This window comes from Enterobacter sp. 01-M-02-SI-ECC (assembly GCF_047530595.1).
Lineage (GTDB): Bacteria > Pseudomonadota > Gammaproteobacteria > Enterobacterales > Enterobacteriaceae > Enterobacter > Enterobacter cloacae_M.
Genome location: NZ_JBLKCZ010000015.1, coordinates 67,835 through 92,681 on the forward strand (window position 1 = coordinate 67,835; position 24,847 = coordinate 92,681).

The following is a 24,847-nucleotide window of genomic DNA, read 5'->3' on the forward strand; positions in this document are numbered from 1 at the left end:
CCGTAAAAAAAACCTGAATAACAGGTGATTTTCACGAAGGAAATCTAATTATCTGTTTAGTATTTATGAAATTAAACACTAAAGAGATAACCCCCCCCGACCTAAAAAGGCGGGGGAGTTATCGGGTTTAAAGCTGAGCAAGACATTCAGGAGCCCATTTTACTGGGAAGCCATCAGGTCCTGTTAATTTCAATACTTCGTTCCAGTCGATTCCTTTCGTCCCTTCAGGAATATCGAAATCTGGTTCAAAGACTTTAATTGTCAGCTCTGAAGTGGGATATCGCTTTGCAAAAAACTCTTCCATTCGGGCCTGAAGTCGTATTGCTGACTCCATACCCGGGCAAGCGCCTCTTGAATTCACAACATCCTTATCCGCCCAGACGTAAAACTGTATTTCTTTCACATCCGGAGGAGGCAGTAGACTATCCGGCACTTCAACGTTTTCAAGACACCAGGCAGAGCTCGCAGCCCAACACGGTGTTGAAGTCGCTTCAGTTACTGACAGCGCGTTTTCTATGCCTTCAGCCACACCTAACGTCCAGGTACGGGTACCTGAGTTGTAGTGTGGGTCGTACAGCTGAATTGAGCCGCCGGTCATATCGGCAGGCGGTTTCATCATCAGTTTCGGATTCTCTACCCGAGCCTTATCACCATTTTTCTCTACGAACGTTCTATGGATTGTCAGAGGACGTCCCCGTGTATCACGATAAATTGCGATCATTCCCGGGTAAGTTGACGGTTTCTCTAGTGACTTATCCATATAGTAAAGTCGGTTGTTCAGACCAAGATCCTTAGGCAGATTACTCAGAATTCGTTTAAGACCACGATTTCGGAGATACATGCCCACAGGACTCCCTGGCTTGATTTCACCTGTATAGTGATATAACACTTCAAGTTTACGCAGCCGTTTTTCAACTTCATCGCTATCAAGCGTTTCGGTTGCACGAACTGTTGATTTATAACGCCGTTCACTTTCGAGATCCGCATCAGTTAACGGAGCGTACAGATCCATACCAAAGAAATCAGTCAAGATCTTCTTACAAGTCTGGGTTTTGCTCAACTTGTAATACTCTGCCAGCACATCAATACCGTCACAAAATGCATTCACAGGGAAATCATTGTGAATAGCACAACCGGTATAGAGGTCTTTTTTTCGGAAACGGAACTTTGATTTCCCGTCCCCGGTGAAGGGGCAAGGAACCTGGCTAGGTGCTTTATCACAAGCATCTTTAAATGCCGGTATTCTATCGAATACATAGCGCCAGCCAGAGGCTTCCGCAACACGAGCGTGAACCATTTTAATAAAGTGCTCAGATACTTCATGTGGTGTACGCTTAACAGCCGGTGATGCATAAGTCATTTTGTTCTCTCTTATCTGGCATTGTGGGTTTCTCAATGCCCTCTGCGATGCAGAAAACAGGGAGAAACCCACAACGCAGAATCTAAGAATAAGGGCCATAATGGCCCTTAACAATTACGCTTCAGACTTGAAGCCATTATTTTCAAGACGCTGGATAAAACCATCAACCATTGATGTTGCCATTTTTACATTACCCTCCGGTATAGATACATCCCGGAGAATTACTTCTTTTGGCAATTCACTTTTGACAACTTCACCCATGCGACCAAAAATACGGACACGATGCATCATCCCGACTTTTTCATACTCGACACGGTAAGTCTTTATCTGAGTCATATATTGCTCCTTAATCCTTCAGGGAGCAAAACGACCCAACCGGGCGTCATTTTGCCCCGATTGGGTAGAGTTAATTAGATAGAATTTGATGTACTAATTTACTGACCACATTCGGCAGTAAAGAAATATCATCAACATTTACGAAGGTGCCCTCATCAAAACCAATTAACTCATCAGTTTTAATGCCTACACCAGCGATTTCAATACCGTTACTTTCAGCTACCGTAAGAACATCACTAATGGTGTAATCAGACTCTGTCGGATAACCATCAGTAATAAGGAAAACAATTTTCCTGTCAAACTGGCTTTCAAGTAACAATTCTACAGCAGCCATTAAGGCGGAACCCGTTGGGGTATTATTCCCTTTACAGCCGAGTGAAAATTTTGAAAGCGTCTCTTCCGCGTTTTCATCAAACGTTTTGATAACTTCAAAGTCTTTGTCGACAAACGGATAAATCACATTAGCAACGTGCATTTTTGAATTAGCTTCAATCGCCAAAGTTAATGCAAGGTCAGTCTTAATTGCGTGGATATAACGGTGATCCAGAATCATAGAACCTGAAATATCACGAACAATAACCAAGCCGACGTGGCCCCGGTTTTTAGATTCGCTTTGCGACCGGAATACATCCCTCACACCCATCGGAGACTGGATCAATCGATTAATGTCGAATGACAAGCCTCTATCACGGGTTTTAAATTGACCACGCATTTTTACCTGCTGTAAAACAGATAAGTCTGCCCCAAGAGTCTGACTGATATTTAATGCTTCATTGTAGACATTCAGATCAATAAGCAAATCTGGAAGATCCCACTCATTTGCACCAAATTCAGCTTTAACCTCATCCGACACACTGGCAGCAATTACGGAGATTTCATTTGCAAGAGCCTCATGAAAATCTTCACTTTCCTCATCGCTGTTAAGAAAATCATCCAGCAATTTGGCAAGGATACTCCACTGCTCAGGAGAAAAGTTACTTTCCCCATCGGAAGGATTTCCATTGGAACTGTCGATTTGGGAAGGAGTTCCGTCAGCATCATACGAGTCAGGGTTAGCCGATTCATCGGTTTCGGGCTCTCCATCAGGTTCACCGTTACCGCTCTCAGCACTTTCTTCATCCCCTTTAGATTGCTCTGACGGCTCATTATCTTCCATAGGTGCTTTACCATTACCAGCATCATCGTCTTGCTCTTCGGAATCTCCATCCCCTTCACCCTGGTTGTCACCATTGGTTTCGGAATCAGGTTCATTCTCAGAGCCAGATGAATTGTCTGTGTCGTTTTGCGGGTCTTTATTCTGATCCTCTTCTTGCTGTTTCTCTTTGGCTTCATCCCGTAAACGCTCTAAAAGAGCCAAGGTTTTACGCGCCAGAGAATCGCAATTTTGCGTACTTTTGCAACTTAGAGCCTGATGAATAATCTCATCAACTTCTAAAATTACAGGCTCAAGGATTTTCTTTGCATAATCGAAAAATGGATCAAGCGTTTCTTTATGCCCTTCTTGCTGGAGAACGTTAACCCGCAATGTATTAAGCAGGAACATTTCAATAAACTGAACAGGGTTTTGAGGGCTTGAAGAAACATCAACCGTCATTCGCCCAGCTTCAACCATCAAGGCATAACTTACCGCGAGGCGCTTTTTTGCCTCCTGATAGTTAATACCCGTTTTCTCTTCCATCTGGACATCATCAAAGAGATTAATAAGTCCATGTAGACGGTAAGCCCGGGCATATGCGATTTTCTTTTGTTTAAGGGTTTGAAATTCAGCGTTCAGCTTATCATCTATACTGATGAAGCCATCTGCATTAATCAGTTCCCCAACAAAAGCTTCACGGTATACTTCATGTTCTGTATAGCGACCGTGTCCAGCTTCATGACATATAAACCCTTCAATTAGCTTGACGAATTTCTCATCGCTATAATCACCATTAGGTAATACACAAACGTTCTTTTCGCTGTTGAAATAAGGTGTATGTACCTTATTGTCTATTACAACATTAAGACCACTTATACCGCTTATCACGCTGGCTATATTCGTCAGGCGTTGAATATGGCGGGGTGAAGATTTCAAATCAAATTTCATTTGAGTACCTTTAATTAATAAAGGGTACTCACCCAGATGGTGAAGTACCCATCTGGGGTTATTTTTACAAGACTAAATCACCAGCCGTTCAGTTCGAGTTCGCTGTTAAAAGCACTATTACTACCACTGGCCTGAAGGGAAACATCTTCTTCAGGGACAACAGCAGACAAAGGTGCAGTTACTGCGTTTTTCTCAACTTCTTCAAGCGGATCTTCTCTGAACACATTTGCTGAAGAAAAAACATCATCCTCAAAAGCATTCTGAGAGTTAGCCGTATTATCCTGTGAATCAATATTGAATGACCGGGTAATGGAATCCAGCCAATCTGTTACTTTCTGCTCACCAGAAATAATACGTTTCAGCATTGACGCATCACTCATGAAATAGAACCATTGCTTTAACACCGCAACATCACGGGGAGAAGAAATGGCGCCTTTGGGTAAATTATTCATGACGTGCTTGATAGCTTCTGCAAGAACAACCGCCTCTTTATGAATGAACATAAAGCTAATGATTTTATCTTGCATCTGTTTTAATCGGTCAATCGTGCTGGAACGCAAATTATCATTTTTACTGATTTTTGCATAAACCTTCATAGCTTCATCGGCCAAATCGATTATCAGTTGTTCCTGATAAAAGTCCTGTGTTTCATCCCCCTCCACACTAATCGGTGAAAACGGAATGAAATGCGCCAGATTAAACCGGAATGATTTAATAAAATCATCTTTCGTTAATTTCAACTGGTCGATTAAATCTGACATCAACGGACTGCGATCTTTCTCAGCCTGAATATGAGTGTCATAGTTATCAACCACATTCTGGATACCGGCTTGAAATTCACGTTCAATTTCTTGTGCCTCTTCCAGAAACTCCTCCATTCTTTCGACAGGCAAAATCCACATATTGCTATAGCGGATACACAACCGTGAACAGAGTGTTGAAATTCGACTAGTGATAGTGCTTTTGAAACTCAGTGCCTTTATGTCTATCCAGCGAACTTCACTTTTAGACACGCTCTTCTGGTCCGTTATATCATCGCCGCCATAGGACAGTTCGATTTTATCGGTACGCCGAGAGCCCTGACAACCACTGATTTCGATTTTTGTTATAACAGCACCTTCCAACAAATCAGGATGTGCTTTTACAAAGTTATCACAGATTTGCTTAGCGGAAACTTTATTAAGTTTAGAAGTATTGAAAGTCATAGGTTTTCTCCAGATTAAAAAAATGGGAAAACCTCCCTGTCGGGAAAGATTTCCCGATAGGGTTAAGATTATTACTTCTCAAGTGTTGTTAAAAGAATTCCAGGAAATTCACTCTCGACAGACGTCGATTGAATACTTCCTTGATACATGAATCCTTTTGATTCAAGGCCCTTAATCATGGCTTCCATATCTTTGTCACAATCTTGATAACAAATAAATGAATAGTCATTATTGTGCTGCTTAAGACCTATATATTGATTTCCTTCCTGTGCAATCGCGAAAGTTTCATCCCCGTCTGCACTCAAAAAACCGTAAAACGAAAGATGAGCAAAGTCTGTCACAAGGCATTCAGCCTTCTGATAACTCGTCCCATCTATAACTACTTTTTTGCAGTGTAATACTCCATTGTACGGTTCTTATCGTCACCGAGTTTTAAATCGATGGCTTCCAGCACCATACCACTGGCATGTGCAGGCAGAGCCGACGCAAAAGCAATTTTAAACGTATCCAGTAAGGACATGGTCTTTAACGTCATCGACGTTCCAACCCATGCCACAAGCTGACGAATATCCATTACACTGTCTTCAGTTCCTATGTTGTTTACTGCAACGGCTACCGAAACGAATTTTTCAATTACCAGCATAGGCAGGCTATTGTAGCGTTTAAGCAAAACGTTGGTTAATGCAACCTCTGAAGGCCTTTCCATCTCCACAATCAGGAAGCGTTTAATAAACGCTGCATCCTGCCGCTGTGATGAAACGAACTTACGAGATCCCCCACTCATGTTTGTGTTTGCTGTACCCATAAACCGCGTAAACTTATTGGCATTAACCACTTCGCCACCGTTGGCGGCTAGTGACCAGGGCTTACGCTCTATAGGCATATGCAGCTTCGCGGCGGTATCAGGGTCAATCTTGTCCACTTCATCCAGAAGAATGAGGTGGCCTTCCTGAAACGCCGTTACAAGCTCGCTGGGCACAAAACTGGTGTTTCCGTTAATGAGACTACGCTCACCTTCAAGTTCATCAGCACGAATATTACTGTTGATTTGCTTTATGGTTAGCGGCCAATTCAGCATATGGCTAATGTACATTGCCATTTCAGTCTTACCAGAACCAGACTCCCCTTTCAGGCATACACTTAAATCTATATCGTTACTTACGAGCAATTGTACTACTTGCTCAAGTATACGAGCATTCGGTATATAATCCTTATTCAGGTTTGCACGATGTGGAGATAAACGTTTAAATACTGGAACTATCATATCCTCGGACATTTCAGGAATACCAAACAAATCTTTGGCCTTAACCAGGTAATATTGTTCCTTATTCGCATATGCTTTTGTAGATATAACATTTGCGGGTAACAGATTACCAATATTTTCTTCCAGTAATGAATTTTCGGTTTCTAATATAGTTGCGGCGTTAGTCATTTTTAAAACTCCGGTAAAATGCAAACACCGCCCGCTGGCAGATGTTTGCCAGTGGCATATTAGTTGAAGGTCATCTTACACGCTGTAACCATCTGTTTTCTGATAGCATCAACGTTGTAACCAAGATGAGTCCCTACAATTTCGAATACTTCAGATTCAATCCATTCGAACTGGCGCTCAAATGTAGGGTTTACGATAACCCAACCTGATGTATCCCTTAATGTTAACTTGTTATTTACGACAAGTTTTTCAAACAAATTAATTGTTGATTTAAATGCTTTAGAATAGACATCCATTATATCCCGATCAGTCCATTTTACTGCCAGTTTATTTTCTGCCAATAAATAGTCACGGTCGAAAAAGATATCCCATCCCATATCTTCCTTACAATCATGCAAAATAATCTCTTTATCCTGATGATATTGAGATAATTTAACATTTTCACTTTCAAAACTGTGCGTGTATTCATACAAGCTTTTTTTAAGCTCTGACCTAAACTCAATAGCATCTATACCATGAGTGGCACATGTAAGCTCAAATGACTGCGACATATACCAACGTGTTTCTGCTTCAAGAAGCGGATTCACTTTGATATTTCCGAATTCATCAGTTGTATAGAGTGATTTTGTAAAGACAAGATATTTAACGTTTTCCAACGACTCTTCCATTGCGACGACGTATAACTGATATACATCTTCAGGAGCCCAGTCGATAACCAGACCACCTAATTCTGCATTGTATTCTTCTAAAGTGAAGAGATAATCAGTTTCAGAAGCAAAACTAATTCCATGCAGAATTTGATTGTTGAGTAATTTGGAACAATGACCTAGCAATGCAACATCATCCGACACATGAGGCACCAGTTCCGGGCCAGAATGTTTTTCTTCTGATTGCATGCTTTGCTTTTGGGCTATTGCATTATTTATATATTCAAGCGGAGACTCAACTATGGGTATTATTTCATTTTCCTCTTCTTCAAAATCGAATATAGAGAAAAAATCCATTTGTTTACCAATAAATGATGTCGAGCTAATTTTTTGTTTCATGGGGCCTCCAAAGGGAGATCTCCCATGAAGGGATTTCTCCCCTTTAGGGTGGTTTAAATGTCAGATCTGTCTAAAGCTACTTTGCCCAAAACCCTTGGGGGGTTTAGGTATGTGAGCTAACTTACTTGTTGCAACGACTCTCATGTAGTCAAGAGGGTGCTCTCTCCCTTCCAACGTGACAATATCCACAACAAGATAACCGGAGACCATTAACTCATCACCTTGATTTATACCAGTGAAACAGCCTGAATACATTTCTGGTGACACTTTGATTTGAATAGAAAATTCTCTCTCAGCGATTTCACCATTAATTTCAGTCTTCATTCTGTTTTTGAGCTTTATTAATAACCCAACGTTACCGTCAGTCATTTCTTTCTCCATTGCACTGATAACTATCCCGGACACTTTAACTTCATTAACATATTCAAGATGTGACATTTCTTCTCTCCTCATTTTAATCAAAGAGAAGCCCTGTCAGGGTTCCCCCTTAACAGGATTAAATAAATTTATTTACAATGAACATCAATGACATCATGCCAAGAACAGCAAAACAAAACGTCTGACCAAAAGGTCTTGGTTCTTTAGCTGTTTTAGCGCTATTGACTTGAGTCAAAAGTTCATCAATTGTTAACTGCCGTTTTTCTGCCTTCATTTTGTCATCTAAATATTGCGCTTCTCGTTTTGTGAGAAATTCAATTTTAGATTTGATAGCATGGTCCCAGCCTTTGGAATCGAAAACGCTCAATTCACTAAAGGTATGTAGCATGAGTTCATCAGGAAAACCTAATTCTTTCATTAAGGGACGGACGGCTGCATACAATGCATCTACAGTTTCATAATGTGCCTTTGTCACTTCATTAAAGCGATTACGCAATGCTAATTTATCGCGCTTCACAATAATTTCAGAAACCCAGGCAATCAACTGATCATTTTTTAACTCTCTGGATTTATCGAGTGAATAATCTAGGTCATCCACATCAAGGAATGTGTTCAACCCATACTTTTCAAACTCTTCATTTAAAAACTTATCCAGTTCAGCTAAAGTTTTAAACATGGGAATTGCAGGTGCTTCTTTGAGTAGCTTATAAGCCTTCTCAAAGTCAATTGGATTGACATGAATTTGCTGCATTTCTACATGATAATAAGTTGAAAAAGCTGAAAGCTTTTGGGCCAGCATAGAAACCGATTTTAAAGAGTTCAGTTCAATTATAGTTGGTCCGTCTTCATTCAAAATAACAATAAGGTCATTATCATGCCCTGAGTAAATAATCAGAGATTCCAATAACTTCTTGTTAACTGCCTTGTCCATATCCGGAATCAGATCGGCGAAGGCCAGAAGAAGGGCTTTACTGCGTGCTTTGCTTTTAGACATTTGGGGTCACCTATATATAGTAAGAAGGAAGGAATAATGGAATATTCCAACACAAAGGCAAAGCCTGTCATTCATCTCCCGTAAGCTATGAACCGCCTGATTTATACTTTCTGGCATTAGAAGTACGCAACGAAAATAGCTCAATCAAGAGCTAAATTAGTTACGATTTGGTAAATTCGGTTTGCCTTTTTACGGGCATAGGAAAGGCACCAGCGACAAAGGTGACATTTTGCCGGTGGTGCCTTGCAGCTTAAGTAAGCTGGCCGCTTTTCACGGCTGAATCCGCGCTTAATGCGCAAAGTAACTTTTGTCAGTTACTTGAAATGTGGGAGCGATAATACAAAGCTCAATATTCTTATACAACATAGAGTCATTATTGTAAATACTGATTGGAAAATTCTTCTGTTAAATTTGATTCTATTCTCATATTCGCTGCCTCTTTCAATTTTTCTTCGGCGCATTCGCTTAAAAAGAAGGACGGATCACCGTACCACATTACATGCAGCTGTTGTTCTGCTCGTGTAAATCCTACAAATAGAAGTCTTCTCTCTTCTTCAATCGCTTCCTGCCCCACTGATCTCTTGCTTGGGATCTGGTCAGCATTGCAACTCATAATAATGACTTTTTTCCATTCTAGCCCCTTCGAACCATGCAATGTCGATAAAACTACTTTATCCGGCGTATATTCCTCATCCTTCTTTTTAGGCCCCAAACACATCGCCGCAGCTCGATTTATCATGTTTTGCCAGCCATTTTTCTCAGCCCATTGCTTACAGGTATCTAACGCAATTCGTGTCAGTGAAGGTGAACCTTTCTGAGTCCTCATTTTTATTGATGACAATTCCATCCATTTAATCAGATTTGCGAAGCGCTTTTCGATTTCAACTTTATCCCGAGTCTCCTGTGTAAACCGGGTGAAGTTTGAGTGAAGTGTTCTTGTTTCCAGGGAACTTGCATCTGGGATGCTCAGTTCACCAAAAGTTACTTTTCTCCCTTTCATGCTAAATGCTGTTTGATCCAAAACTTCTTCATTTTCACCGAAAAGCGCCAGCACCCTCTTCATTAATCGAACATCGTTGGACTGCCGAAAGAAAGCCATCAGATGCAGTACGTCGCTCGTCTCTTTCTCATCCCAAAAGGACTTGCCTCCATAACGAAGAACCGGCTGCTCTATGAGGCTTTCAAGCTGATCAAGATGTGCATTACCTCTGCTAAGGATTGCCCAGCCATTTGGGTCTTGGTTAATTAGATTGAGGATGCCTTGAATCTGTTCATCCATATCAACATATGAGCGGAAATTAACTTTTCCACCACCACTTTTAGCTGAACGCAGATCCTTAACGTATCTGTAAACATTTTTTTCAATCAATGCCCCTGCAACCTTAAGAATTTCTGGTTCACACCTGAAACAGGTATTTAGATAAAATATGTTTGGCCTGAATTGTTTTTCAAATTGCTGGAATATTTTTACCCCGCCGGAGGCCCTGAAAGAATAGATTGCCTGATCATCATCCCCTACGATGCTCGTGTTAACACCACCCCTTGTATGTAGTGCGATCCAGGCATACTGAATCGAGTCGGTGTCTTGCACCTCATCTACAACTAAATGCGTCAAATTTAGTGGCTGCATTTTTCCTGAGTGCATCTGGCCCACGACAAAACGTGAGAGTGCATTTAAGTCAGCTACGTGGTCTTTCTGACATATTGCCTGGTATGTGTTGAACAAGTGGATTTGTTGACGCGTATGGCGAACTGAAATGATGTCTGTATCCATTTCCCTTCCAATCGCATCAATAGCAAATTCAGCTTCCGGGTAACGGAAAGGCGCGCCTGACTCCTTTAACGCACGATGAATTACAGAACGCTGTGCCGAGCTAATCAGCATCTTGCCCTTCCAGTTGACCATGTCCAGTTGCATCCGGATAAAGCCGTGGAAAGTATTTACCAGCACCCTATCCTGGTCTTTTTTACTTAACCGACTTTTCAGCTTTTCAGCCAATGAATTTGTTGCAGCGCGAGTAAATGTGACCATTCCAACCTTGGCATATGGGAACTGCCTGAGGATTGAGATCACAGCCTCGATCATCGTAAATGACTTCCCAGACCCTGGTGCTGCAATAACCATATTATTTGCGTTTGCATTTTCAATGATGACCCTTTGCTCATCTGTTGGTTTACCCATAAAAGCCTCTGAATATTTAGTCCCACTGATTATACGATTTAATTTAGAGGGATTTTTCTTTACAAGGCTGGTTTTTGTTCGCTTCACATTTTTTCATTTTTTCTGCATTTTGGTTGTTTGAGAAACTGACGAGTATGAAATAATGCTTCTAGACAAAAAAATCATTCAAAGAAGGGTCTCAAATGAAAACTAAACGTTTTGTATCTCTGGTTTCTGCTTTTGTTGCCAGTGCATCGCTGGTTGGTTGTGCCCGGGATGCTGGTAAAACCCCGAATTCTGCACAGCACAGCGACACTCATGGGCTCTACTGGCATGCTAATTCTAAAGACTCGGTAGCCAAAAATGCTTACTCTTTGGCCGGTTTTGACGTTACTTTTAATGAAGAAACAGTCCAGCCGGGTGGCGATGCAGATAACTTGCTTTCCAAACTGCTAATTAGTGGCTCTATGGGCTATGTTACAGGAGGGCTCAGTGGATTAAGTATTATGAGTTTGGGTTCAATGTACAGCTCCTCTGACGCTGAATATATCCAGGTTAACCAATACGTCGTCTTTGTCCCGAACCCTAAAAAACTTCCTTATAACGATGAAAGCTTAGTACGTGCCGGTGCTGCATATGTTTATAATCACACCAAAGAGTCACAGGTGGCACTCGGGTTCAATCCTTCGAAGCAAAGTGCGGCTCTGGCTTCATGCAAGATTGATATGGCAGTGATGAATAAATGGAGTACCTGCGACCTCCCTTCAAAGCCAGCTGCCGACGTAATGCCGACTAAGTCCATGTACAGCTTCCAGGTTATTCGCCCAGCGTCTGGATCTGAAATCCCTCAACTTAATCTACCTGCCGGTGATTATTCAGTAGTTCGTTACGTATTCATTCCATTTAAAGGCAATGAATCTAGTACTAACTTCTCAGGTATTATTTTCCGTTCTGACAGTCCAAAATTCACTACCCCAGGTGGCGTTGCTGCATCTATTAACGGTAAAGATTATTATCTTTTCGCAGGAGAATATGGTCAGAAGGGTTTCCCTGAAAAAACTCTTAAAGCAAAATAAAAATAAAGGGGCTTTACAGCCCCTACATTTAGTATTTTGGTAATTCCTTCCCAGTAATTGGGTCTACATAAGTTGACCCAACTTCACAAATCGCGGGCCGTGGTAGATAGCTACAGTCCACATTCTCCTCTTTAATTGCCTGATTATTTTCCTGTCTAGCTTTTATCATATTATCCTCACCACCCATTGATTCTTTCGTTCTTTGGGATGGAAGTTGGTAATTTTCATTTTTAAATGGCAAATTTTCTGTTATCGATGACTCGGAGAATGTAGCGTACTGATCAGGAACTTCTCCGACCTGGACGGCATCGTTAATCCATTCAGTTAAATCGATCTTATCAAAATCTAATCTCTGTATTTGACTAATTGATAATCCAACGCAACTCGAAGCAACCGGATCTATTCCAAGTTGAGGATACGCCTGCTGCATAATCACGCGAGATAACATTGAATTGTAGCAGCACATGTCTGTTGCTTTTTTAACACACTTCTTTGTAAATCCCATATTGAGATATTTAACACAGCGTTCAGTATCCAGTGTGAAACAGGATTTCTGATTTTTATGAATAGACGCTTCCATTTCTTTTTGATCACAGGCCACAAGCATTTCAAGCAACATTTTTGTTATTTGATATGCGGTATAAATCCAGCCAATGACATTTAATGCAAGCATAAAGTTTTGAATTGCTGCTGAAAAGACTACTTCGCCACCCGTTGTCGCTACATTTTTAAAAACGAAGTCCCTTACTGTATCGGGAAGCAAGTCATATGCTTTTTCCATGGCCATCTTCTTAAGGGTACCAAGCCCGAAAGAGCTCATTGTCTCCTTAGCAAGTTGACCACTTCCACCAGCAGTGGATGAACCTACTGTTCGCCCAAGGTTACCGGCCACATTTTCGTAGACGCTGGTTAGCGAACTGGTGACATTGTTCCACATCTGACCAACAGTTTTACCTGCCGATGCTGTCCATTCACCAACCGAGTTAGCCATTGAAGCCCAGGTTCCACTCTCCCCACCGGTCCAGCTTACCAGCTGAGCATTCACTCGTGTCCAGTTCGTGTTTCGGATCATCGACCCAGCCAGCATAATCGCCTCTAGTGAGCCAGCGGTACCCTGTGGCTGTTCGCAGCAATCTGTTTTGGCCAGCCCGTTCACAAAACCAACGGACCTGCCGCACCATTCTGCTTTCCCCTCAAAGACGGAGCAGGAATTAGGGTCGTTGGGATCTTCGCATTTTGCCTCACCCTGCATGTACTGAACCATGTTTGAGTACGCGGCCACTTTCCCAAAATCATTGTTTTCCTCTTTTGGGCCGGTTTCGCATGTTCCACCAGAACATGGGATCATACCTACACAGGCGTTAGTCTGTGACTCTACCTCTCTGACGACGTCCTTACCTCTGTCACACGTATATTTCTGCTCATACATGTAGCATGTATTTGTGCCTTCATCGAACCAACCTTCTGCACAAGTCTGTGTATCGAGCACACACGCAGCATCATTTTTATATGTGCCGCAAGCGTCAGGCATATTTTTAATGTCGTCGTAGTTGTAGCAGAGGTCTTTTCCTGCGGCGTCTTTCATGATGTTTCCCTTCGCATCATATGAGCACAGCTTTTCCTTCGCCAGGGGATCACAGAAGTAACCTTCAAGGTTTGTTTTCCAGGTTAAGAACCCGGTATCGCCTTTATAAAGCGGTGTGGCCATTTTAAGCACAGTTTCCGGGAGCCGCTTTGTACCGACATCCATGTTCACAAACCGGTCAAACCGACAGAATGAATTCGGCGTTTGTACTGCATCAAAACAACCTGCGGGTTCCTGTATATGTTTATCCTCCAGCTTCATATTTTCAAAAGTCAGCTCAACTTCAAAATAGCCTTCCCCACCGCCACCTACCCAAACGCGTGACGCCATTGTCACTTCACGGTCCACCTCCTGATATACAGAGTTTCTTACCTGGTCGGTAATATCGTAGACTTTGTCAAGCTTCCATGATTTTTTCAGCTCCCATGGCCCTTGTGGTGATGGATAATTGCTACTTCTATATTCTCCATCTATGTGAGCAAAAATCTGCGTTCCATCAAGCGTGACCCTCATATGATCATCCCACTCTGCATTAATTATTTTCGCAGTTGCAAGCTTTGCATCAGGATGAAATTTTAAGGTTAATGAGTTGTCATATACTCCATCGTTCCAATAGTTGTCGTCTCTTCTGCCGAACCAGACCCTCACACAATTATCCCCGCACATAGACATATCACCATTACCACCTGAGATATAAACAGGTACGGAAAAATCACGAGTTATTGTGCAACTATTAAAGTTATCTTTCTTGGGTGAGTTGCAGTAAAACTCTTTATAATCTGGATAGTGTGTAGTAATAGTTTGTTTTTTTGTTTCCGTATTGCAACTCTGTAGCCAGTTGCCTGTACCGGCTACAGCATTACCAATTTCATTTCGGCCAGCATTGAACATAGGGTCGTTAGGTTTAATATTAGATGCTGGGTTGTCTTTATTTGCATTCACCAGTGTACGGTAGGCAACCCCATCGTAACTCTGCGCTTCAAACAGCTGACTTTTTCGATTTTTGATGTCATTGATGAATCCATCCTCATCTCCATACCGGCCACCGGAATTAAACTGAATATCACTGTGCTTCTGCTCTGAGCTGAATAGCTCTCCTGTACTGGTTTTGGTTCCTGCCGTTGTATTCGTGTTGTTACTTATACCAATGTTACCGCTACTGTCTCTGGAAAGTAACTTTGCCCCCTCTTTCGTATAATTAGAGTTGATCGTACCGCCCGTCATGCTCGGTAACTGTACGGTCTTACCGATCGACTTGCCGTCAGATGCAGCATTACTCATAACACTTTCGTTTGAGTTCAGCGCCCCGTACTTCCCAACGTCTAAGTTTATTGAATCTGCTTTACCTACATATTTATCTGATATTTTTCCGCTCAGGTTTTCCCCGGAATCAGCATTCTTGTACTTCTCTACAATATCCTGAGCACTTGTTGTTGCATTTCGATTTGCGTTGGGGTTCGCAAGGTCAAAATTGTTTTCCAACTGATCAAATATCGCATCAGCTGCGTATATTTTTGGTGTCATAACCATGTTAATGAGCGAAACGTAAAATGCCCAACTCATAGTATTTGCGAGCATAGACGCAATAATTGTTGAAGCAATTAATTTCCTAGTTTTCATATTAAAAGCCTCCTGCAATTAAGCGCCGGGATTAAAACGCACGCAACAGTCATTATATCTCCATAGCATATAGACATAATTATCTATGCCTATTTTCTTTCGTCCACCTTTCAGCGTTGACCAATCATGTACGGAGTCACCAAGCCTATGGCAGCAATCAGGCCCTTTAGCTTCTGGCGTTGGGTAAAGCATTGAAAGTCTATATTGTGAACGAGGAGTGAAGTATTCCCATGTTTTCTCACACATTGCATCTGCTCCCATTGTTCTCATTAGCATTCCTTGCCGATGTAACTTAGTTAGTAGTCGTTGTGTAATAAGGGAACTGGTTCTGACGGCATCATCATTCGCATAGACGTGCCCTGTAAGCGGGTACAAGTTACCATCACAACCGGCACAAAAATAGGCAGCCAAATTATCCTTTCCGGCAGTCACTGCCACGCAGTCAGCAGCACATACCATTGAGGCAATAGGGTTTGCAAATACCACAGCTTCGGGGTTCAGCACGAGCGTCAACAGATCACTTTCCCACATTGGATCAACTTCGCTGATATACGTCAGACTGGCATCAATATAAGGTTCTGCTGTACATTCACCGATTATCAGCAATTTCAACATTGTCATGATCGGGAATTCCCAGAGATGTACGTCGTAGAATCCGGCTTCTGTAGCAGTCATAGGCTGGTTAGTATTGCTCTTGCCAATATCGAACTGTGATTTTTGCAACATGGTTCCCTCCAAAAATGGGCTGCACCATGGGCTTTTCACTACTTCTACGATTTTAACTGGCTGGAAAAAACTTAACTGCCATCCGATTTCTGGTATCCCATTTTGGTCTGTGCAATAGCAGCCGGGGCGTGAGGGTGCGGCACCTTCAGGTGCCGCACCAATTCCCATGATCCGCATCGGGAAGATGCAACTCCAGCAGATATTTTTGATTAGTCCCTGCCACACACCAGCTGACTGGCACATTGCTCCCGGGACGCCGGTATCTGCGGCCATGGTCATTGCAGGCAGGGAAAATGACAGCATGACAGCAACCAAAATTTCCAAAAGTAACTTTTTTAGCTTCTTCACCGGCACGCTCACTATTTAGTAATGAATGTTGTCACGCTTTCCATATACGTAACCACTTTGTTGAAATACTCTCTCATCAGGTCCGGGTAATTCAGAGTCAGCCATGTGGCCAGCAGCGCCCCTAAAATAAATCCGATCTTCATATCAGTTCTCCTCTGCCGAGATTTTTTCTCCAACACCACGTATTTCAGCTTCACTGAATTGCGTTATCCGGAATTTATCTTTTTCAGTTGAAATCAACACTGGAGTGTTTTTAATCTGGAAGCGGGAAATAATTTGCTCATTGACTTTGAATACTTTCCCGTTAAATTTCTCGCGCAGATCATTCAGATGGTCCCAACCATTTTCCTGTTTAATTCGCGTAAACATCGGCATAACCTGTCCGCTGCCAAGAAGTTGGCGATATTGCTTCTCAGCCCAATCAAGCTGCCCCGGATTCAATGGGTCAAAAATTATCATGGTGAGGTTCTGCGGGAACCTGCTCAGCGGGTTAATCAGCTCGCCCGCAGAAGCAATGACGCGGCCCTGCTTATCTTTCACGTCCTGAGTGACCCTGATAGTCGGGTCAATTAACCATTCCTTGTGCTCCTGAGCCGGAGGCAGATTAACCATGAATTGGTTCTTCCATGTGTCTGCAACAGCTCGCTTCTTGGCGCCCTCCCAGTCATACTTTTGTGCTCGCTCTTCGAGCTCTTTAATAATGCTTTTCTCTTCGACCGGATAGGTCGTACCAGCATTAGGTAAAATATCCTGATCGGGATTTCTGGCCAGTTCTCGCTGGAAGAAATCAACGTTAAACGAACCGACCATTTTAGCGAATCGGGATTCCTCACGGGAGATAATTGTCGGGACCTGCGTGACCTGGTACTGGTCAAACGCATCAGGGTCAATCGTAATCAGTGGAGAGTCAAACTTCCCCTTCACCACCAACTGATTGATTGCAGCCTGAGTCTCCGGAAGACGCGTCGTGCCTTTCTTCAGACCATTAAAAACCACTCTCGCCTTATTTTGTGACGCGGTACGGAGTAGATCTTCTAGGACGTAATCAGGCAGGCTAAATGACGCAAAGATAGTGATACCGTTTTCTGTCGAAAGCACCTCTTCCCGTCTGCTATCTATTTTTCGTTCGAAGTCAGCGGCGGTGATCCCTGAGGTACCAAACATTTTTTCGATATTCGTCGACTGGCTGCGCATTACTTCTGGTTTATTTTCGACAGACTTCAGTGCTGAGTCGTTCAGCTGAATATTTCCCTGAATTTCATCACGTCTGCGAATAATGTCATTAACTGCTTCAGAATTATTATTCTGAGCGCGTATAGCCTGAGTATGATCGATAACCGCCTGCACACTGTCAGCATTCATACCCGGTACATAGCCCCGATTCGTTGGCTGACTGATGTCCCTGTTTTGCTTCAAAGCTTCAGCCTGGCGGACGTACTTCTGGACATCCGGAGAATCCAGAGAGCCTGACGAGAGCGGGCCTTCTGCTGTTTCCGGCGGCGTTGACTGAGCGCCCAATACTTGAGCTTGCCTAGCAATGTCGTCAGCAACCTGTTGATACTGGGGGCTAGCCGTAGCGGTGGACATCAAGGCGTAAAACGCCAGGCAGGTGGCCAGAGGCTTAATCGTTGTTTTTAATTCAATAGATCGCATATGTTTTCCCAATAACTGAAGTCAACTTAACCGGCCCCCAAAATCGTGAGTCCCATGAGTGATCCGTTTGGCCAATTAAAAAAACTTCTCCTTTCGGAATAGTTAATTCTCTTTCAATAGACTCAGCAGGTATGTTGTATTTCATTGAAATACGTCTGGCATTAGCTTTATAAAACTTGCTCCCGTTATAAACGCCATCCATTGTGACTCTTAGGCGATCTCCGCCTACCCCCGCCACAATTTTAATAACCTTCTCATTTTCACGTATAAATCGGACTGATTTTGGCATATGAAATGCAATGATGTTTCCTGCCTTGACAGATTTATCCTTCAAGTCAATCATGTAAAAATCAGCAGGTAAACAACCATTTAATAGCCCATGTCCAAATGTAAATCGAGTAAAGAAGATGGCCAGTACCAGTATCAGAATTGCCAAATTGATCGGCACGTACCAATCAAAACTCAGTAACCCACGCTTCTTAGGTATGTATTCGCTCATAACCTGCTTCTCTCAGATACCGGAACCAAAGGACTAATTTTTACATTACCTTAATACCTATTATCCATGTTTTGGACCGTCATTATTTCTACAAAGCCAGTTATTTCTGATAATTTACGCCCCTCTTTTTCTTTCATTATTGCCATTGATTGGTGATTCATGAGACTTGTATCACCGTTCATGCAAAGTAACTTTTCCGACGAAATCAATTCAAAAGACCAAAGACAAAAAGCCGGGACATTACTGTCCCGGCTTCTATTTCAGTACATAAATTTGTCTTACTGCGATGTACCAGTTGTTTCTACAGCCTTTGATTTTTCCTCATCTGGGCCATATACGACCGTGCGCTGTGTTGCTGAATCTCCACTATCATCATATGCGACTACACGGATATCTTGCTTCCCACGATTAAGATTTTTCGATAGTGTCGCAGTGCTGCCAAAAACATTCCTTAGTTCATCATTGATATACCATTCATAACGAACCAGTTTGCCATCAGTATCGACACATTTATTTGTGAAACTCCAGCTCATATTGGATTCTGTATGGCTTAGCACACATTGCGGAGCGGCGTTTTTTACAACATCAAAATCTACTGATGCTGTACCACGCTGTCCCATTTTACTGACAACATCCAGCGTGATTTCATATTTTTTCTCAGTAAGACCGGGAATTCCCTGAGCCCAATAGTTTTTACTACCCTGGACAACCTCTCCATTTACTTTATACGTCACCGTATCAATACTGTCAGCAGAGTGCGCCAGTTTAATATTAGATCTTAGTGTGACATCAAGAGGAGCCCTCATGAACTTATTAGAGAATTTTGGGGTCATTTCAACAGTCATCGGAGTTTGCTCATCGACGACGAAGGTATTTTCAATACGCTGTTCGTTATTACGGTTATCGCGGAAAACGATCATCAACGTATATTTACCCGGCTTCGCAATTGCAAACTCTTTCGTATCTCCTTCATCTTTTGAAATGGAGATATTTTCCTTATCGTAGATCCACTCCCGTGAATAAGTTACTCCCGGATAGTCACCGTCTTTTATTCCGGTCAGGGCGACGTGTAAGGTCGACGGGGCCATAGTGTATTTTAGCTTCGTACTGACTTTCATTTCAGGGAACTTATACACCCAGGACTTAATCGATACTTTCCGCGTGGAAATGGTACTTTCCTTGCTGTCAGCGAGCCATGCACTGTATGTAAATGCCGCATAGCCTTGCTTATCCAGCATCTCCTCTGTCAGCGTCATCGACAACTTAGGCCCTCTGATTTTCTGTCCGTCAGGGGCAGTCCATTCTTCAATGACGTCATTTCCGTTCTGGTACCGACTGTTCGGGTTGGAGTATTTACCATCTAAAGTAACTTTACTTCCCACCTCTACCTTTGAAATGCTGCTCACTGAAACGGAAAGGCGCTTGGGTTTAGCGACCGTTAACCGCGCAGACGTCTCTTTCCAGGAGGACTCTTCAGCCAGGTCGTCTGAATCCAGATAGCGCATCCGGGCGTAGATAGTTGGCGGAAGCTTCTCAGCGGCAGTCACGGTATAGGTAGTGTCACCCGCGACCCAATTAATTTTATCTTCCGACCACATTACTTCAGCCGTACCCTGCGGAATCGGCTCATCATTATCCAGCAACGAGACTGGTAAATCATCGCCTTCAAGAATTTCCGCAACATCAATACTTAGCTTAGGCTGTTTGTACGTTACAACTGTCAGCACGTCGCTATAAGACACTTTTGACGTAAACTTGTTGGTCATCTTGGCCCTGTAGAGCCACTTACCGACGTCAGTTTTTCTGATTGAAATACTTCTCTTCCCAGTCATGTCCGAAAGCATCGTCCATGTCTGCCCATTGTCTGACGACTCCTGCCACTCGGTAGGAGCAAGCGCATCAGAGTTAGCTGTGCTGGCCGATTTGAAGTTCACAAGCGTACTGAGCGGGATACGGCCGATAATCAGGCTCTTTGAGAGATTACCCTCCAGCTCTTCACCCTTATACACACGTATGCCGACCGCACTTGTTTCCCGGGTCAATTCAAAATCAGCGAAAGGCGAACGGACTTTAGCTATCCCGACAAGACGCATGTTCCCAAGGTCCATATTCTCGATTTTGATTTTTGTTTCGACTACCCCGGCATCATTCACCGGCAATGCCTCGGTTAATGGGGTACGTTCATACGTCGTTTTAAAACGGCCTGTTTCTGGATCTTTACCATAGATACTTTTCTGAGCGTAAATGGTTACATCCCAGTCACCCATTGTCGTCCGGCTAAATGAGCTTTTGCGAGTTGAATTGTTATAGCGCCCAACTGACACCTTCAACGGTAATTCCATTGTAGTAGCCGTCTTTTTGTCTTCGACTTCCATCGTAGCCCGAATGCTGAAGTCGGGGACCGTATACACGTTAAGTGTATCGGCGGTCCGCATTGTCGGGTCCTTCGAGTACTCTACAGCAATGTCGAATACATTTTTCGTCCACAGTGGGGCTGCGGCTACTTTCAGACGCTGAACGAATGTAGTTGCATCGTTGTTTGATGAACGGTTTTTAAACGTCGTTTTTGTGTTCTCACCCCCGTTTTGCGAAACATAGACTGTCACATCAGCAGGTACCACTTTTGCCAAGAGGCGAGCAGCTTCCCCACCTGTCGTGTACGCTAGTGCAGTGTTAGGGTTGATCCCAGTTACCAACTTATTTTTCTTGTAAGTAAGGATTGGGTTATATGGCAGTTGAGTTGTCAATACGCGGCGGTATTTGGCCGACACAGCTTTAGAGCCTCTACCGTTTATCATATAGACTTGGTAATCGAGCAGGTTTTCGCCAGTTTTATTGAAGAACCCCGTAAGTCCTGGCGTCCTGCCTTTAAAGTAAAATTCAAGCCCGTCCGGTACATTGTTCCACTGAGGGTAACAGGCAGTGATATCAGATTTGCCGCCATACCACTCAAGATAAGCCTGCGCGTTCTCTTCCGTAGTAAAGAGAGTGCATTTATCACCGGCTGTCTGACTCATCAGATCGGTATATTGCCGAACGCGAGAATACAAGGTGACGTCTTTTTCTAAGTTTTTAAGCGCAAACCCTGTCGGTTGATACGTGAAAGTGGTATTGAATGTCACAATCTTGCCATACAGGTTTTCCGCCACGACTGTGATTTCGTGGTCAGCATTCACATCTAGATCATCCCCCACCGGCAGATAATAAATGCCTTTGTAGTTCGTTGGGGTGAGTTCAACAACTTTGTTATCGATAGTAACGGCTTTAATATCCGCAACCCCGGCCTGCCCCTGGAATGCGGCAACAATAATTTCATTTAAGAAATAAACAGGTGCTCGTTTTGCCAGCGCTGCCCCATCCTTAAGTACCATGAGTGTGGGGTTATCAGAAAGCATCAGTTTGCTTTCGGGCTCATTGTACGTAGACGTATTCTTGCTAGTATTCTCTATAGTGAACGTGGCGGCATAAGAGCCATTCGTCAGGTCTGTTAAGTCAAAGATATACAGATACTCATCGCCGACCTTCTGGGGTCCGCTCACGGGCTGGAGGGTACGCCGTATCGGTGTTACCCAGGATTGCTTAAAGTCGATAACCGTACCGTCATCCAAAGTTACTTTTGTTGTCGGCTTGAAAACCCCGTCCGGCACCATCGTCAGCGTCATAGCTGTTGGTAGCCACCACTCGCCTTCAGTCTCTTCCTGGGGCACTTTGACGGCTACAGCTACCGTTTTAGCGCCGGTATAGATTTGCTGACCGCCAATACTGATAGTTTTAGCTTCATCAGTGAAATTCCAGAGAGTATGGTCAACAACAGGAGGACGGTAGTCCCAGGTCAGCGTAAGCTTTTGCGCTTCAGGAGGGGCAAAGTAATTATTTTTCGAATTAGCGGTGACAGTTATTTCCCGTGAACCTATCAATAAATCCGAATCACTTACTTTAATACTTCCTACATCGATCGTGCAACTGGTCCCACCAATAGGGACTTCACAGGCAGAACCCGATCCGATAGAAATATATTGCACAAAATTGCGGGGTTCTACTGAGACGGCAAAACTCCTGATCACTTCATCCTTAATATAAGATTTAAGTGTGTAACCCTCTTGAACCAGCCCATTCATAGACGACTTTAGGCCGGTGATCGTCGGTTTAACCGGTACGAGAGCATTAACTGTATACTCCCCTTTCACTACTTCTACTTTTTGCCTTTCTGTACCGGAAAAATAGGAAATTTTGTAAGGGAGTTTTAGGTCTCCTGAGCTGTTTGGAATCCCGGTTAACGTGAACCCGTTAGCAGTAAATCCAGAGCTATTTGGAAGCCACTCAAAGAAGCAGACAAGATTATCCACCGTTGATGTCGCACGATCATCAACCGTCACATTACATGCGGTTCCAGAGCCTGAGGCAGTAATTATATTATTGTTTACGAATGCAACAAAATCGCCCGGGCCGGGATTAAACGTGACGGCAGGCATATCAGCCTGGAGTTTTCCGGAAATCATAATTGCCTCGGCATGTACCGACTTAATCGAGGCAATTAAAGAAAACAACAGGGTTAAACATAAACCTGATTTTCTCATGACGAACACCTGTTTTTTTTACGCAGAATTAAAATTACTCTACGATAAAAAAATCTGAAATCTTGTTCGTTAAGAGGAAAAAAAAATATTAATTTTTTGCTAAAAATTGAAGATTTTTAACTCACTGACAGCTTTTCGACTCCGAAAGGCGCAGAGCAGTTATTATCGATTCTGAGGATACCCATGGCATCTTAAGCGTCAAGAATCCAAGCAAAAAAAGTCCTGTTGAAACACAATCCATTTGCGTTACGGGAAGATTATAATTTATGGGTTTAAATGAACCCCTTTCGACCGGAACAATGCCTGACGTGACTAACAAGCCCCCACGGTCATTTGGGCCGATAGTGATATTTTTGTAAGCCTGGTGTGTGCGATGCGTGGTTTTTCTCTTTTCAATTTTAAGTGTAGGTTTAATTCTCAGGAAGACAGAAGCCAGCGCCATGGCTTCGTTTTGGGATAGTTTCATGAGAATACTTCCCTCTGAATTCCACCCATATTCTCTATTGTCAGCCGGAGGGGCGAATTGGAGAGTAAGGTAATATTTTTCAGCCTCGCTTATGAAGGCTGAATTATCAGCAGACCGACTTATGTCGACGTTCACTTCAAATGCCATCGCCACTGACTGGCTGAAGACCCTAGCCCGTAGAGCCTTCGTTCCAATAGCTTCCAGTTCTTTCATTGCTATGCTCTCTTCTTAAAGAACCATATACCGGAGATGACTTCATTATCCTGGATGCGTATCAAATCCGAAATAACAAAACCACCTTTTCCTTCCGAAATTATCATGGTGTAAGAGCTCGTATGCACAAGCCGAGCATTTTTGATTGGTAACCCAGCACACTTAACAGAAATTTCATCAGGCGAAACTTTTTCAACAAAAGTAACTTTTGATGCAACACCATTGATATGTATGTTTCCGTTATCTGCAATTTTAACGTTTAACGAAGGTGTGGATTCTTTATCACAGGGTTGGAAAACAGACGTGGCTTTAAGAACTTTGCCAGTAAAATCGTACAAGTCGGGCTCCGCCGGTCTTGCGTTGAAAAGCGAGTAAGCCCCCGCAATTGTTAAACCGAGCACTACAAGAGGTAATAGTTTCTTGTAATTAACTTTCATCCTCCAGTTCCTCTCCAATCAGGTGTAAAGCACTCACGCACATAAGCCTAAGCTGATACAGCAAATTGTCGGCGGTGATACCACCAACAAATGTCACTGTACGGCGTATCGATACACCACCAGGCTCGCATTGAATATGGCCAATACCCGCATCGCGAAGAAAATCATTCTCGGCGCTTACGAGGTCTGCTTCCGCAGGTGGAATGACCACTTCGATGAGTATTGTATCAATTGGAGCCCATTCCCAGTCGTACTTAAGGGAGGAAATTGGAGCGATAGAAACATGAAATTCATCAATATTAAAAATTACAGGTTTTTTGCCCGTTGATTCAGGCTGAATGAAGGGATTCTCGACCAGGACAACTGGGAATTCAGAAATAGACAGAACTTCGATTAACTGATCTCGACGTAAACCATGTATTAGTGAGTTGCGTGATAACATTCAGTCAGCCTTCATTATAATAATCAAACAGTTACACATGATGCCGTTAGTTTCTTTACGCTCATCCAGATTGCACGGCAGAAACTCTTAGGATCATAGGGTGCTAGGGTAACAAAAAAACCTAACTTGACCAGTAAAGCATAGAGATTTTTTACATAAAATAATAAATAAGTACCAATTTTAGTAAGATATTTCTTACTTCAACCAATA

At 42.9% G+C, this 24,847-nt stretch carries 19 protein-coding genes; 1 reads left to right on the forward strand and 18 read right to left on the reverse strand.

The window, feature by feature from the left end; translation table 11 throughout:
- Nucleotides 1-127: 127 nt before the first annotated feature.
- The 10 genes from ACMWLG_RS17810 to trhI form a co-directional block, all read right to left on the reverse strand.
- The gene (locus tag ACMWLG_RS17810; protein WP_032610499.1) at nt 128-1,360 is read right to left on the reverse strand and encodes a toprim domain-containing protein; all 1,233 of its coding nucleotides are present in this window, start codon (nt 1,358-1,360) and stop codon (nt 128-130) included.
- A gap of 114 nt (nt 1,361-1,474) precedes the next feature.
- The gene (locus ACMWLG_RS17815; protein ID WP_015063134.1) at nt 1,475-1,696 is read right to left on the reverse strand and encodes a hypothetical protein; all 222 of its coding nucleotides are present in this window, start codon (nt 1,694-1,696) and stop codon (nt 1,475-1,477) included.
- 70 nt (nt 1,697-1,766) lie between these two features.
- Nucleotides 1,767-3,779, reverse strand: coding sequence for a vWA domain-containing protein (locus tag ACMWLG_RS17820; protein WP_022652174.1), 2,013 nt, complete (start codon nt 3,777-3,779; stop codon nt 1,767-1,769).
- Nucleotides 3,780-3,856: 77 nt separating this feature from the next.
- Entirely contained in the window at nt 3,857-4,984 is a 1,128-nt protein-coding gene (locus ACMWLG_RS17825) for a DUF3150 domain-containing protein (protein WP_015063132.1), read from the reverse strand.
- Nucleotides 4,985-5,055: 71 nt separating this feature from the next.
- Nucleotides 5,056-5,325, reverse strand: coding sequence for a hypothetical protein (locus ACMWLG_RS17830; RefSeq protein WP_032610391.1), 270 nt, complete (start codon nt 5,323-5,325; stop codon nt 5,056-5,058).
- 38 nt (nt 5,326-5,363) lie between these two features.
- Nucleotides 5,364-6,416: an ATP-binding protein gene (locus ACMWLG_RS17835; RefSeq protein WP_022652173.1), complete on the reverse strand. Its 1,053-nt coding sequence runs from the start codon at nt 6,414-6,416 to the stop codon at nt 5,364-5,366.
- Nucleotides 6,417-6,475: 59 nt separating this feature from the next.
- Nucleotides 6,476-7,462 (reverse strand): hypothetical protein, encoded by a 987-nt coding sequence (locus ACMWLG_RS17840; protein WP_022652172.1) that lies wholly within the window; start codon nt 7,460-7,462, stop codon nt 6,476-6,478.
- Between the two features lie 60 nt (nt 7,463-7,522).
- Nucleotides 7,523-7,900 (reverse strand): hypothetical protein, encoded by a 378-nt coding sequence (locus ACMWLG_RS17845; protein WP_022652171.1) that lies wholly within the window; start codon nt 7,898-7,900, stop codon nt 7,523-7,525.
- Between the two features lie 58 nt (nt 7,901-7,958).
- Nucleotides 7,959-8,834 carry a hypothetical protein gene (locus tag ACMWLG_RS17850; protein WP_015063128.1) on the reverse strand — a complete coding sequence of 292 codons (876 nt, stop codon included), beginning with the start codon at nt 8,832-8,834 and terminating at the stop codon, nt 7,959-7,961.
- A 373-nt stretch (nt 8,835-9,207) separates the two neighbouring features.
- Nucleotides 9,208-11,016: an IncHI-type conjugal transfer helicase TrhI gene (gene trhI, locus ACMWLG_RS17855; RefSeq protein WP_015063127.1), complete on the reverse strand. Its 1,809-nt coding sequence runs from the start codon at nt 11,014-11,016 to the stop codon at nt 9,208-9,210.
- Between the two features lie 182 nt (nt 11,017-11,198).
- Between trhI and ACMWLG_RS17860 the strand changes: the two genes are divergently transcribed.
- On the forward strand, nt 11,199-12,071 hold the full coding sequence (locus tag ACMWLG_RS17860) for a hypothetical protein (RefSeq protein ID WP_015063126.1): 873 nt from the start codon (nt 11,199-11,201) through the stop codon (nt 12,069-12,071).
- Between the two features lie 28 nt (nt 12,072-12,099).
- Here the strand turns inward: ACMWLG_RS17860 and trhN are convergent, their stop codons facing one another.
- The 8 genes from trhN to ACMWLG_RS17900 form a co-directional block, all read right to left on the reverse strand.
- Nucleotides 12,100-15,276 (reverse strand): IncHI-type conjugal transfer protein TrhN, encoded by a 3,177-nt coding sequence (gene trhN / locus ACMWLG_RS17865; protein ID WP_015063125.1) that lies wholly within the window; start codon nt 15,274-15,276, stop codon nt 12,100-12,102.
- Nucleotides 15,277-15,294: 18 nt separating this feature from the next.
- Nucleotides 15,295-16,350, reverse strand: a complete 1,056-nt coding sequence (trhU, locus tag ACMWLG_RS17870; RefSeq protein ID WP_022652170.1) for an IncHI-type conjugal transfer protein TrhU — start codon at nt 16,348-16,350, stop codon at nt 15,295-15,297.
- A 144-nt stretch (nt 16,351-16,494) separates the two neighbouring features.
- Entirely contained in the window at nt 16,495-18,003 is a 1,509-nt protein-coding gene (trhW, locus tag ACMWLG_RS17875; protein WP_015063123.1) for an IncHI-type conjugal transfer protein TrhW, read from the reverse strand.
- Complete coding sequence (gene trhF / locus ACMWLG_RS17880; protein WP_015063122.1) at nt 17,990-18,502, reverse strand: IncHI-type conjugal transfer protein TrhF; 513 nt, start codon at nt 18,500-18,502, stop codon at nt 17,990-17,992. Before trhF ends, trhW begins: the two co-directional genes overlap by 14 nt.
- Before the next feature lie 278 nt (nt 18,503-18,780).
- Nucleotides 18,781-23,079, reverse strand: a complete 4,299-nt coding sequence (rsp, locus tag ACMWLG_RS17885) for an IncHI-type conjugal transfer protein RSP (protein ID WP_040113304.1) — start codon at nt 23,077-23,079, stop codon at nt 18,781-18,783.
- Nucleotides 23,080-23,200: 121 nt separating this feature from the next.
- A complete protein-coding gene (locus ACMWLG_RS17890) occupies nt 23,201-23,758 on the reverse strand; it encodes a hypothetical protein (protein ID WP_022652167.1) in 558 nt (185 codons plus the stop codon).
- 2 nt (nt 23,759-23,760) lie between these two features.
- Nucleotides 23,761-24,195: a hypothetical protein gene (locus ACMWLG_RS17895; protein ID WP_022652166.1), complete on the reverse strand. Its 435-nt coding sequence runs from the start codon at nt 24,193-24,195 to the stop codon at nt 23,761-23,763.
- Complete coding sequence (locus ACMWLG_RS17900) at nt 24,185-24,637, reverse strand: hypothetical protein (protein ID WP_015063118.1); 453 nt, start codon at nt 24,635-24,637, stop codon at nt 24,185-24,187. The genes ACMWLG_RS17895 and ACMWLG_RS17900 overlap by 11 nt, the downstream gene beginning before the upstream one ends.
- Nucleotides 24,638-24,847 lie beyond the last annotated feature (210 nt).

What these genes read in the sequence shown, in the direction of transcription:
- ACMWLG_RS17895 (WP_022652166.1), bottom strand. Translation starts at nt 24,195, where the DNA reads ATGAAAGTTAATTACAAGAAACTATTACCTCTTGTAGTGCTCGGTTTA.
- ACMWLG_RS17890 (WP_022652167.1), bottom strand. Translation starts at nt 23,758, where the DNA reads ATGAAAGAACTGGAAGCTATTGGAACGAAGGCTCTACGGGCTAGGGTC.
- ACMWLG_RS17825 (WP_015063132.1), bottom strand. Translation starts at nt 4,984, where the DNA reads ATGACTTTCAATACTTCTAAACTTAATAAAGTTTCCGCTAAGCAAATC.
- ACMWLG_RS17900 (WP_015063118.1), bottom strand. Translation starts at nt 24,637, where the DNA reads ATGTTATCACGCAACTCACTAATACATGGTTTACGTCGAGATCAGTTA.
- ACMWLG_RS17810 (WP_032610499.1), bottom strand. Translation starts at nt 1,360, where the DNA reads ATGACTTATGCATCACCGGCTGTTAAGCGTACACCACATGAAGTATCT.
- trhN (WP_015063125.1), bottom strand. Translation starts at nt 15,276, where the DNA reads ATGAAAACTAGGAAATTAATTGCTTCAACAATTATTGCGTCTATGCTC.
- ACMWLG_RS17815 (WP_015063134.1), bottom strand. Translation starts at nt 1,696, where the DNA reads ATGACTCAGATAAAGACTTACCGTGTCGAGTATGAAAAAGTCGGGATG.
- ACMWLG_RS17860 (WP_015063126.1), top strand. Translation starts at nt 11,199, where the DNA reads ATGAAAACTAAACGTTTTGTATCTCTGGTTTCTGCTTTTGTTGCCAGT.
- rsp (WP_040113304.1), bottom strand. Translation starts at nt 23,079, where the DNA reads ATGAGAAAATCAGGTTTATGTTTAACCCTGTTGTTTTCTTTAATTGCC.
- trhI (WP_015063127.1), bottom strand. Translation starts at nt 11,016, where the DNA reads ATGGGTAAACCAACAGATGAGCAAAGGGTCATCATTGAAAATGCAAAC.
- trhW (WP_015063123.1), bottom strand. Translation starts at nt 18,003, where the DNA reads ATGCGATCTATTGAATTAAAAACAACGATTAAGCCTCTGGCCACCTGC.
- ACMWLG_RS17845 (WP_022652171.1), bottom strand. Translation starts at nt 7,900, where the DNA reads ATGTCACATCTTGAATATGTTAATGAAGTTAAAGTGTCCGGGATAGTT.
- trhF (WP_015063122.1), bottom strand. Translation starts at nt 18,502, where the DNA reads ATGAGCGAATACATACCTAAGAAGCGTGGGTTACTGAGTTTTGATTGG.
- ACMWLG_RS17820 (WP_022652174.1), bottom strand. Translation starts at nt 3,779, where the DNA reads ATGAAATTTGATTTGAAATCTTCACCCCGCCATATTCAACGCCTGACG.
- ACMWLG_RS17835 (WP_022652173.1), bottom strand. Translation starts at nt 6,416, where the DNA reads ATGACTAACGCCGCAACTATATTAGAAACCGAAAATTCATTACTGGAA.
- ACMWLG_RS17840 (WP_022652172.1), bottom strand. Translation starts at nt 7,462, where the DNA reads ATGAAACAAAAAATTAGCTCGACATCATTTATTGGTAAACAAATGGAT.
- ACMWLG_RS17850 (WP_015063128.1), bottom strand. Translation starts at nt 8,834, where the DNA reads ATGTCTAAAAGCAAAGCACGCAGTAAAGCCCTTCTTCTGGCCTTCGCC.